The sequence below is a fragment of the Bacillus sp. EB106-08-02-XG196 genome (genome assembly GCF_013396335.1).
In the GTDB taxonomy this organism is placed as follows: domain Bacteria; phylum Bacillota; class Bacilli; order Bacillales; family Cytobacillaceae; genus Neobacillus.
Map to the genome: position 1 here is coordinate 19,437 of NZ_JABWSY010000014.1, position 11,624 is coordinate 31,060.

Annotated in this window: 10 protein-coding genes; 1 reads left to right on the top strand and 9 read right to left on the bottom strand. The window is 38.6% G+C overall.

The window, feature by feature from the left end; genetic code table 11:
• Window positions 1-162 precede the first annotated feature (162 nt).
• The 5 genes from MLOOGBEN_RS20695 to MLOOGBEN_RS20715 form a co-directional block, all read right to left on the bottom strand.
• Window positions 163-1,824, bottom strand: coding sequence for a glycoside hydrolase family 13 protein (locus MLOOGBEN_RS20695; protein ID WP_179160172.1), 1,662 nt, complete (start codon window positions 1,822-1,824; stop codon window positions 163-165).
• Entirely contained in the window at window positions 1,821-2,870 is a 1,050-nt protein-coding gene (locus MLOOGBEN_RS20700; RefSeq protein WP_179160173.1) for a LacI family DNA-binding transcriptional regulator, read from the bottom strand. Before MLOOGBEN_RS20700 ends, MLOOGBEN_RS20695 begins: the two co-directional genes overlap by 4 nt.
• 80 nt (window positions 2,871-2,950) lie before the next feature.
• On the bottom strand, window positions 2,951-3,787 hold the full coding sequence (locus MLOOGBEN_RS20705; protein ID WP_179160174.1) for a sugar ABC transporter permease: 837 nt from the start codon (window positions 3,785-3,787) through the stop codon (window positions 2,951-2,953).
• A gap of 1 nt (window position 3,788) precedes the next feature.
• Entirely contained in the window at window positions 3,789-5,075 is a 1,287-nt protein-coding gene (locus tag MLOOGBEN_RS20710) for a carbohydrate ABC transporter permease (RefSeq protein WP_179160175.1), read from the bottom strand.
• Between the two features lie 150 nt (window positions 5,076-5,225).
• Complete coding sequence (locus tag MLOOGBEN_RS20715; RefSeq protein WP_179160176.1) at window positions 5,226-6,491, bottom strand: extracellular solute-binding protein; 1,266 nt, start codon at window positions 6,489-6,491, stop codon at window positions 5,226-5,228.
• 266 nt (window positions 6,492-6,757) lie between these two features.
• On the opposite strand from MLOOGBEN_RS20715, the gene MLOOGBEN_RS20720 reads away from it, so the two are divergent.
• The gene (locus MLOOGBEN_RS20720; RefSeq protein WP_179160177.1) at window positions 6,758-8,515 is read left to right on the top strand and encodes an alpha-glycosidase; all 1,758 of its coding nucleotides are present in this window, start codon (window positions 6,758-6,760) and stop codon (window positions 8,513-8,515) included.
• 561 nt (window positions 8,516-9,076) lie between these two features.
• Here MLOOGBEN_RS20720 and MLOOGBEN_RS20725 read toward each other — a convergent pair.
• From MLOOGBEN_RS20725 to MLOOGBEN_RS20740, 4 genes are all read right to left on the bottom strand, one after another.
• Window positions 9,077-9,904 (bottom strand): glycerophosphodiester phosphodiesterase, encoded by an 828-nt coding sequence (locus MLOOGBEN_RS20725; protein WP_179160178.1) that lies wholly within the window; start codon window positions 9,902-9,904, stop codon window positions 9,077-9,079.
• 217 nt (window positions 9,905-10,121) lie between these two features.
• Window positions 10,122-10,514, bottom strand: a complete 393-nt coding sequence (locus MLOOGBEN_RS20730) for a globin domain-containing protein (protein WP_179160179.1) — start codon at window positions 10,512-10,514, stop codon at window positions 10,122-10,124.
• Window positions 10,515-10,597: 83 nt separating this feature from the next.
• Window positions 10,598-10,990: a VOC family protein gene (locus MLOOGBEN_RS20735; RefSeq protein WP_179160180.1), complete on the bottom strand. Its 393-nt coding sequence runs from the start codon at window positions 10,988-10,990 to the stop codon at window positions 10,598-10,600.
• 81 nt (window positions 10,991-11,071) lie between these two features.
• Entirely contained in the window at window positions 11,072-11,623 is a 552-nt protein-coding gene (locus MLOOGBEN_RS20740; RefSeq protein ID WP_179160181.1) for an ECF transporter S component, read from the bottom strand.
• Between the last annotated feature and the right edge of the window lies 1 nt (window position 11,624).

Consider the following 11,624-nt stretch of genomic DNA (forward strand, 5'->3'; position numbering starts at 1 on the left):
CGAAGCACCTGGAGTGGAAATCAACAGGCCATTGAGCAGGCACGAATTTTTTTAAAACTCGTAGGTTAGACTCTGATAAAATATAAAATTGCCGAGAAAAATACCCTTTCTCGACAATCTGAGGACGATTTCAATATTGAAATCGTCCTTCGTTTTGTTAAGCTATTTCATTCGATATACTCGCGCCTCATATGGCTGCAAGTTAACTGTCGTTTCTTGCTCATTCACATCATAGTTACTTAAAATAAGATTGTGAATACCTACACTAATACCTTTAACCTTAACCGGTTTTACAGAAAGGTTTGCTATAACCAGTACCTTATGCTGGTTTAACGTTCTAGTGTAAGCGTAAATCTGTGGATCTTCAGCCAACAGCAAATCATAAGTGCCATAGGTAAACACTTCATTATCCTTTTTTAACTGAATCATCTTTTTGTAAAAATTCAGTATAGATGTCTCATCTTTTTTCTGGGATTCAACATTAATACTTTTATAATTTGGGTTCACTTTAATCCATGGACTGCCTGTAGAGAAACCAGCATTTACTTCATCTGACCATTGCATTGGAGTCCGAGAATTATCACGGCCTGAAGCCCAAATTACTTCCATGATTTCTTCATGGGAAACTCCTTCTGCTTTTTTCAAACGGTACATATTCTTTGCAGAAACATCATTATAGTCATCAATAGAATCAAATTGGACATTTGTCATACCAATTTCTTGTCCTTGGTAAATGAAAGGTGTACCCTGCATCAAGAAATAAATGGCTGCAAACGCTGTTGCACTTTCGCGCCAGTATTCCTTGTCATTCCCCCAAGTGGAGACCACACGAGCCTTATCATGATTTTCAATGAACAGGGCATTCCAGCCTTTACCTTCAAGCCCCTTCTGCCAGCGAGATAAAACATCTTTCAGTTCAATAATATTAAGTTCTTTTTTCACTTCTGCATCCCAAAGATTAAGGTGCTCAAATTGAAAAACCATATTGAATTTACCGTGCTTTTCTCCGACCCACTGATCAACATCAGCTGCATCGTCTACCGTTACACCATTCGCTTCGCCTACAGTCATGATGTCATATTTCGAGAAAGTCTCTTCCTTTAACTCTTCCAAAAACGTATGAATTCCATCAACATTCATCATCTTATCAAAACAAGGAACATAGTTTAACCCTTTAGGATTTGGCATGTCCTCTAGTCCATCTTCTTTTTTAATATGGCTGATAGCATCTACACGGAATCCGTCGATACCTTTATCAAGCCACCAATTCACCATGTCATAAAGTGATTGTCGAACCTCTTTATTCTCCCAATTAAGATCGGGCTGCTTTTTCGAAAAAATATGCAAAAAGTATTGGCCGGTTTCTTTATCATACTCCCAAGCAGAACCGCCAAAAATACTCTCCCAATTATTCGGCTCTTTCCCATCTTTACCGTCTCTCCAAATATACCAGTCCCGCTTTGGACTTTCCTTACCGGAGCGAGATTCAATAAACCATTGGTGCTCATCACTCGTATGATTGATCACTAAATCTAGAATCAGTTTCATGCCGCGTTGGTGTGTCTCATGTAACAGCTGGTCAAAATCAGCCATGGTCCCGAATTCCTTCATTGTTTCTTGATAATCACTAATGTCATACCCATTATCATCATTCGGTGATTGATACATTGGACAAATCCAAATTACATCAATTCCCAACTCTTGTAAATAATCTAACTTAGAAATAATTCCTTGAATATCACCTATTCCATCCCCGTTCGAATCCATAAAGCTGCGGGGATACACTTGATAGGCAACTGCTTCTTTCCACCATATTTTTTTCATGTTATGTCCTTTCCAATCCCATCTGGATTTGGCTTTGTGCATGATGAACGTTCAATTATTTGATGAGAAATGATTAAGCGTTTAGTAGGCTCATTGTTGTTTTCCACCATAACGATTAAATTTTTCGATGCCTGATAGCCAAGTTCAAATATATTGATATCCACTGAGGTCAGAGGCGGTCTCGCCAATTCTGCAAGCAGCACATTATTAAAGCTGACAATAGATACGTCATCTGGTACTTTAATTCCGAGTTCATCCAGTTTATTGAGAACACCTAAAGCCATAAAATCATCAGCCACAACCAGGGCTGTAGGCGGCTGCTCAAGTGCCATTAATTCACGGACAGCTCCTTGACCACCTTCTCTTAAAAACTCTTCATGAATCATATATTCGTTGATAATAGTAAGATCAGCATTTTGCAAAGCTTGTTGATAACCCGCAATACGATCGACTGTGACCATAAGCTCTGCACTTCCGCCGATAAAACCAATTTTCTCGTGTCCATGGCCTATTAAATACTCCGTTGCTTCTTTCCCTGCACGGACGTTATCATTATCAACATGAGTAATTTCCTCAATATCTGTATAAGGTTTCCCAATAAGAACAAAAGGAAACCTCTGCTCCTTAAGATAAGATATAACCGGATCATCAACATTAGAATAAAGAAGTATAACCCCGTCAACTCTTTTCCCTTGCACCATTTGAATCACGGCATCAAGCACTTCTTTTTTTGATTTTCCCGTTGACATATGCAAGGCATAATTTTTCTCTTGTGCTCCTTCGCTGATTCCCTGCAATACTGTAGGGAAAAAGGGATTTTGAAATCCAACATCCTTAGAACTCGGCATAACAAGGCCCAACACCTTAGTGGATTGGCTTGCTAGATTTCTTGCATTAAAATTCGGATGGTAGCCAAGCTGCTCCATTGCTTTTTTCACTTTACGCTTCGTTTCTTCACTAATTCTAGAGCTGTCTGCGATTACTCTAGAAACCGTTGATGGAGCAACATTCGCAAGCATTGCTACATCCTTAATGGTTACTGCCATATTCCTGACCCCTCTCAAAGGGTTTTTGTTTTTATTATAGTAGAAAAAGGTTTTTATTTTCTACCCCTCTTGTTCCAGCCTTAGCCTTTTGTTCCGCCAGCCGTTAAACCTGACACAAAGAAGCGTTGGAAAGACAAGAATAGAATTGCAATTGGGACTGCAATTAGAACAGCACCTGCTGCGAACGTGGTGAATTCAGCTCCAAACTGCTTTGCCACCATTTCATATAAACCAACAGCCAAGGTGTAATTTTCTTCTGTCCTAAGTAAAATACTAGCGATAATAAAATCAGCAAATGGTGCAATGAACGAAAATAGGGCTACAACTGCAAGAATAGGTGTGGCAAGCGGCATAACAATTTGGAAAAAGATTCGTAAATGTCCCGCTCCATCAATTTTTGCAGATTCGTCCAATTCCTTTGGAATCGTGTCTAAATATCCCTTCATTAACCAGGTGTTCATCGGTATTTGTCCACCGACATATACAAGGATTAAACCTAAATGTGTATCGATTACTTTCGTTAAAGTCGCCAAAATATAAATCGCTATTAATGCAGCAAAGTTAGGGATCATTTGCAAAATTAAAAAGGTCATCAACCCATTTTTACGCCCCACAAATCGATATCGTGAGAAAGAGTACGCCGTGAAGCTTACTAAAATGACTGTGAAAATCATAGTTAGAATACTAACCTTTAGAGAATTGATATACCAAAAAATATAGTTACTTTGATTGGTATCAAATAACTCTTTGTAATGGGCTAATGTTGCATTCTTTGGAATGATACTTGATCCAGATAAACTTTGTCCTGGGTTAAACGATGACCCGATGATCCATGCGAGTGGATATAGGATAATAACAAACATAATTAGGACAACTAAATACGTAAGGGTGAGTCTTGCAAAATTTTGTTTTTTCATATTACATCATATCCTCTTCTTGGAATGATTTTGTTCTTTTAAACTGCCAGATGGCAACTGTTATAACAATAATCGATAACAGCATGGTTAACGTCGCTGCCTTTGAGTATTGCGCTGAAGTCATAGTCAGGCGGTAAATCCAAGAAATTAAGATATCTGTTCCGCCGGCGTTTTGGCCAGTTATCGCTGGTCCGCCGCCATTAAATAAATAAATGATATTAAAATTGTTAAAATTAAACGTATATTGTGTAATTAAAACCGGTGCAATTGCGTATAAAACAAGCGGCAATGTGATGTTTTTAAACTTTTGGAAATTGGATGCACCGTCAACCGTAGCGGCTTCATAAAGATCCTGTGAAATGGACTGCAGGACACCTGTGGTCATTGCGAAAATGAATGGGAAGCCAAGCCAGGTTTGCATAAGTATAAGTGCTATTCTTGTGAATATCGGCTCTGTCATCCAGGGGAGACCTTCAATACCGAAGAGCCCTAGAATGTCTCTGTTAATCGCACCAAATGATTCATTGAACATTCCTGCAAAAACAAGAATAGAAACGAATGCCGGTACTGCCCAAGGCAGAATAAAGACGGTACGGATAATTGCTTTTCCTTTCAAATCCTTTTGATTAACGATAATGGCTAGGAATATCCCCAATGCTACTTGGAAGGTAGTTGCAACGAAGGTCCAAACCAAGGTCCAAGATAAAACGGAGAAGAAGGTTTGACGCCACATATCAACCTTAAAGATCTCAACAAAGTTTTTAAATAATACCCAATCCACAAGCTTAGCAGGCGGAGAATGATAAAGGTCGTAATTTGTGAATGCCAGTAATAATACGAATAGAATCGGAAAAACAACTACGAAAACAAGCAATAAAAATCCAGGAGACATGATTAAATAAGGAAAACCATTATCAATAAGATTTCTATATTGTTCCTTTACAGTACTAATAGGTTCATGATTATCGCGACTTGCCCCTACCTTATAGGCATCTCGGAGGTTAAATAAATAAAAACCAATCCCAAATACTAAAACAATAAGTGCTAGAATTCCGTAAACCAATAAGAAAATAGAATGATCTGTAAATGCAATTTCCCCCAATGTAACTAAACCCCATAATCCTATGTTTAATAAATCATAGAAAACATAGAAAAAAGCTGCACTCATAATGAGAAAGGAGGCTCCTTTTAAAAACTGTTTGTTATAAAGCTGTCCTAACCCAGGAATAACGGAAAGAATCAATGCTTTCTTACGGTGACTGGCTGTATAGGATAAATCTTTAGACATCCTAAACTCCCCTTTCTAATGTCATTTTATAAGCTTCAATGCTTTATCAAGGAAAAGATTTATTTTTCCTTCATAAAGCAGCAAAACCACTATAATTTTTCGGCAGTACCCCAAACTCTCTGAGGTACTGCCGATTTATCTATTAAACTACTACTTTGTAGAGGCAATATTGGCTTTTATTTGTTCAACAGCAGAATCAAGAGCTGCCTTTGGTTCTGTTTTACCAGTTACAACTGTTTGCAGTGATTTGGCCATTGGATCCCAAACCTGACCCATTTCTGGAATGTTTGGCATTGGAAGAGCATATTGTGATTGCTCAGCAACTGCCTTTGCACCTTCATTTTCCTTGATTGCCGGATCATCAACTAAAGCTGTATTTGTTGGAACTTCAGCAGTTTGTTCAAAACGGTATTTCGCGTTTTCATCATTCGTAATAAACTCTAAGAATTTAGCAGCCCATTCTTGGTTTTTAGAGTAAGCAGATACATGCCATCCTTTAACACCCATAAATGTTTTTACATGGTCGCCGTTTGGAAGAGTTGGAAGAGCTGCAACACCGATATTAATACCAGCATCTTTGTATGGCTGGAAGGACCATGGTCCGTTCATAACAGCAGCCACTTTACCTTCTGTGAAAAGACCGTCCATTGCAGATCCGCCATTTTCACCGATGATACCATTAGGGAATAATCCTTCTGAGTACCATTTTTGGATATATTCAGTACCTTCAACAGCACCTTTGTTATTTAAGCCGATGTCTGCAGGATCAAGCGTTCCACCGTTATTATTGAAAACATATCCTCCCATACCGCCGATGATTCCATAAGCGAAATAGAAGTTATCCCAAAGTCCTAAGAAACCGAACTTTCCATCTTTCGTGAAATCTTTTGAGAATGCGTAAAGCTCATCCATTGTCTTTGGAGCTTCCTTCATTAAATCTTTATTGTAAACAAATACTGGTGTCTCAGAGGACTTTGGAAGTCCATAAACTTTCCCATCATATGTTTGTGCATCAATAGATGATTGCGAGAATTTATCCGTAACTTCTTTATCTAATTTAAGTTCTGCAAGAAGCCCTTCTGTTACCACTTGACCAATTTGATCGTGAGGTAATGTTACGATATCTGGGCCAGTCCCGGCTGGGCCGTCAAGTCGCAGCTGATCGCGCATTTTTGTTGCCATTTCAACTTCTTTATACTCAATTTTAATTCCATATTCTTTTTCGAAATCAGCTGCTACCTTTTCTAACCAGCCTGATTTATCTTTATCTTCCCAAACTACTAGTTTTTCTGGTTTTACTGTTTCTTCCTTTTTCCCAGTGTCATTCGTGCCTGCTGTTTCTCTTTTTGGTCCGCAAGCTGAAAGAACACCTAACACTAAAACAACCATCATGAAAATCGAAAGTGCTTTTTTCATTTTTTCTCCTCCTGTAATTTGAATAGGAAACATGCACATCGCACAAGTATTCGTTAGCGTTTTCATTTGCGAAAGCGTTTGCGCAACATAATTTCATTATAAGCCCATTTTTCAATTTTACAACTACTTTTTTATAAGCTCGTTCATAAATTTCCAGAATTCCAATATACTCAGGTGACTCAACAATCTTATTTTTATACTATTGACAAGCTTATACGGGTGCAATAACCTTTAAATAAATAAGAATCAAGAAGGAGCTGTCTCAATTGTTAAAGGAAGCGATATATCATCGACCTAAAGATAATTATGCATGCGTTTGCGCAAATAATGAACTACACATTACAGTTCGCACAAAAAAGAATGACCTTAAAACGGTCACTCTAGTACATGGGGATCCCTATGATTGGAAGAAAAATCAATGGCAGCCAACAACTGCTCCTATGAGGAAAAGTGGATCAGACCAGTTATTTGATTATTGGTTTGCAGCTATAAATCCACCGTTCAGACGCCTCCGCTATGGATTTATTATGGATGATGGCACTGAAACTGTATGTTTTACTGAAAAGGGTTTTTATTCTCAACCTCCATTAGATGATACTGCATACTATTTCTGTTTTCCTTATATGAACAGTGCAGATATCTTCAAAGCACCTTCTTGGGTAAAGGATACTGTCTGGTATCAGATATTCCCTGAAAGATTTGCAAATGGAAATACAAAGCATGATCCTGAAGGTGTCCTAGATTGGGGCAGTGAAGATCCAACACCCACGAATTTTTTCGGGGGAGATCTAGAAGGAGTGATTCAAAATATCCCTTACCTAAAAGAACTAGGTATTACAGGGATATACTTTACTCCTATATTCAAAGCATATTCCAACCATAAATACGATACAATTGACTACATGGAGATAGATCCACAGTTCGGAACAAAGGAAACCTTTAAGGAATTAGTGACTGCTTGTCATCAAAATGGAATTAAAGTAATGCTAGATGCCGTATTCAACCATAGTGGGTTTTACTTCCCTCCTTTTCAAGATGTCTTGGAAAAAGGAGAACAGTCATTATATAAGGATTGGTTCCATATCCATGAGTTTCCGGTTATCACTGAACCACAAGCCAACTATGATACTTTTGCCTTTACACCCTTTATGCCTAAACTGAATACGGAGAATCCAGAAGTAAAGGAATATTTGTTAGAGGTTGGGCGTTATTGGGTGAGAGAGTTTGATATTGACGGCTGGAGGCTCGATGTGGCGAATGAAGTGGACCACGCCTTTTGGAGAGAATTCCGAAAAGAGGTAAAGACTATCAAGCCGGACCTATATATATTAGGGGAAATATGGCATGACTCGATGCCCTGGCTCCGGGGAGACCAATTTGATGCGGTCATGAATTATCCTTTTACAACGAATATCCTTAAGCTCCTGGCAAAGCAAACCATTACGGCAAAAGAATTTGTTGAGAGCATGACCGGTGTGATTCATATGTACACTAGGAATATTAACGAAGTGGCATTTAATCTAGTTGGCAGTCACGATACTCCTAGAATCTTAACGGAATGCGAGGAAGATATGGACAGGGTTAAGCAAGTATTTACTTTGTTGTTAACCTTCATCGGAACTCCTTGTATTTATTATGGGGATGAAATAGGAATGAGCGGCTCTCAGGATCCAGGCTGCCGAAAATGTATGGAATGGGATAAGGAAAATCAAAATACTGATTTGTTTCATCATATACAAAGACTAATTCAACTGCGTCAGGAGCATCCTTTACTAAGAAATGCCGGTGAACTTTCCTTTGTTGACCCTGAAAACCACGATAAATGCCTGGCCTATACTAAGTCAAATGATGATAACACTATCCTGGTCATCCTTAATACGAGTGAGAATTCGGTGGAATATCCACTGCCTGAACAGGTAACTGGAAAAACAGTTAAAAACCTTTGGGATGATACGGAAGTACAGTTATCAAATGATACTATCCAGCTGCAGGGCAATGGATTTGCAATTTTGGAATATAAGTAAAGGCAGTGTTAAAGCTGAATGATGATTTCTACTGTGTTTGGAAAATAAGCGGAGAATTTCCGGTTAAATTGGGAAATAGCCATTTTTACCTCCATAATAAGCGGAGGTTTTCCGCTTATGGTATCCAAAATCATTGGATTTTTTCTTATTTAAAGCAGTTAACCGGAATATTTCCGCTTATATCGGCTTCTAAAGGTTCCTTTATCTACAATAGCCGGAAATTCTCCGCCTATGAATGATCAACCTTACACGAAAATCAACAATGAATAAAAACACAGCCTAAGTAAAAAGGAAAGAGCTCTAGCAGCCCTTTCCTTTTATATTTTTTTCTGTGTTAAATTGGGCTGTTGATCTGTGCTCCAGGCGCTTCCTTTGTCGAGCCAAAATTCTATCATTTGGTAGACTTTTATGGCAACAAATATTTTAGTTTGCGGCCATTCGTATCACATAAATGGATACGTATTTCATAATAGGTATAGTGTTGTTCCTGAGCAATACAGATGTCTGGAATAATAGAAAAAAGAGGAATGAAAGCTTTCCCTCTTTTGGTGATAGTTTGTCCTATTTTCTTGGATCTACGTAATCAGGATAATCGGTAATAATTCCATCTACGTTCATTTCTAAAAGAAAATCAGCTGCTTCTTGGCTGCGAACCGTCCAAGATTGAATTTTCATTCCAAGCGCGTGCACTTGATCAACCAATTCTTTTGTTACGATTCCGTAGCTTGGGTTAAAGTAATCAGCATACGTTGCAAATTCTTTCAAAGCTTGTTCTGTTGTGTGGGCTCTATTGGATGTTAGGACACCAATCGGCACTTTTGGAAGTAAGCTGTTTGTTATTTTCATAGATTCAAAATTAAAGGATTGAATAATAATTTTTTCATTTTGCGGTTTATCGAGGTTTCGCTTTATTAGTTTCTGCGCAACCTGTGCTTCAATTCCAGGATAAAGTTCAGGTGATTTTAATTCTATTAAAATACCAGTTTTACCATGATAGCGGTCAAGAATTTCATCAAATGTAGGAATTTTCTCACCTGTAAATTGCTCGCCCTTCCAACTGCCTGCATCAAGACTTCTAATCTGTTCAAAGGTTAAGTCTTTCACATAGCCAGTACCATCTGTTGTTCTGTCAACAGTATTATCATGAATGATGACCAATTCCCCATCCTTACTTCTTTGGACATCAATTTCAATGTAATCAGCTTTCATTTCCACGCCTTTATCAAAAGCGGCAATCGTATTTTCCGGTGCATAACCTGTTGCACCACGGTGAGCAACATTATCCACTTTTCGCAGCTCCCCAGTTGTTTCTGCTGCAAAAGCCTGTTGAAAAGGACTAAATAATAAACTAAAAGCCAGGCCTGCTCCAATCACAAATGCTTTTTTCATTTTTCTCCATCTCCCTTTTATATGTCTGTTACTACAAATAAAATTTTATAGGGAAATTGTTTAGTCCATATGTAGTCACCATTTAGACTTGGTTAACATTCTGTAAATAAAGATAGTGAAATATACATATATAAATTTACAAAAATTTCATTCTTTTTCCTATTGTAAAAAAAAGAGCAGCAAAAGGGTGCCAGTTTGTGGACACCCTTTTGCTGCTCTACTCTCTATCCGGACTATTAACCATTATCCCAGCAACTTGTGTTAACCGATCATAAAAAGCAAGCCCTGCTGGTGTATCATAAAGACCAATCTCTTGAAAGGCTTCCTTCATACAACGAAGCCAGCACTGTGCTCTTCTTGGTGTTACTTCAAAAGGAAGATGACGATGCTGCATTGCCGGCGGGCCGAATTCCTGGCTGTAAAGCGCTGGACCTCCTAAGAATTGTGGAAGGAACATTCTTTGCTTCCTCATAATTTCTTCCATGTCTCCTTCAAACAATGGTCTTAATTCAGGATCTGCATATACCCGAGGGTAAAAGGCTGCAACGAGCTTATCAATCGTTTCCTGACCGCCAATTTCACTATATAGTGATTTAAAGTTATATTCCATTCCTACACCCCTTTTACTTTCTTTCGATTATAAAGATAAAAGCGATGGACTTTCGTGATGTATATCACACTTTCGAAAAATCCTTAAGCCATGCTTGGTGCAACTAGTTCTACTTTAATACGATCCGGGTCCTCGAAAAAAACAGCATAATAGTCTTTCCCACCGGCATACGGATGCTTGTCTTTGTATAAAATTTGTATTCCCTTCTCAAGTAGAGCCTGTGTTATTTCATCAATATGTTCCCTTGATTTGCCATGAAAGGCAAGATGATTAAGCCCTGCTCTGCAACGATGGTAAGGAACATCCAAATATCGTTCTTCGGCTTGTACGAATACAAGGTAGGTTTCTTGATACTTCCAGCTAATACCGGAATCCCATTTTTGATATCGTTCATATCCTAATTCAGGCAGCAGCCAGCCCCAAAATTCTACACTTTTTGAAAGGTTTGAAACATATATCTCAACATGATGTAACATATTATTCCCCTTTACAATGTACTTAATTAAATCAACCCATTGATGCCTAAGCCTCAATGGGTTGATTTCAATTTAATAATGCTATAGATCTTCTGATATCTTAGATTTCTTGCCTTTACCAATTTGCTTCCATGCTAAAACAACTGCTAATGTCACAACCGTCCCAACGACTGCTTCTGGAATTCCACTCGTGATCGCAACCGTCCAAGCTACTTCAGCACCCATGTAACCTCTAACTACGGCCATCGTTAAAACAAGGACGGTATTAGTCAAGGTCCCTAAGAATGCTGCAGTCCCAATCGCAAGGTATTCACTCTTTCTACGAATCCCTACATATACAAGCCACGCGACAACACCTATAAAAAGTCTAGGAAGAATAGCTACTAATGGATCTTTGAACAGCGGAACGGTAGCATTTAAGAAAGAGGAAACACCAAAGATAACTCCGACGATGGCTCCTACAACCGGCCCCTGCATGATTCCGCCAATAATCGCAGGGATATGCATAATTGTAGCATTTCCAGCAGCAGTAGGTACGGGAATATACCCTAACCGTGTTACACCTAAAAGGATGGCAACTGCCCCAAGCACCCCAGCAATGACAATATTACGAACACTTAATGAACCTTTCATT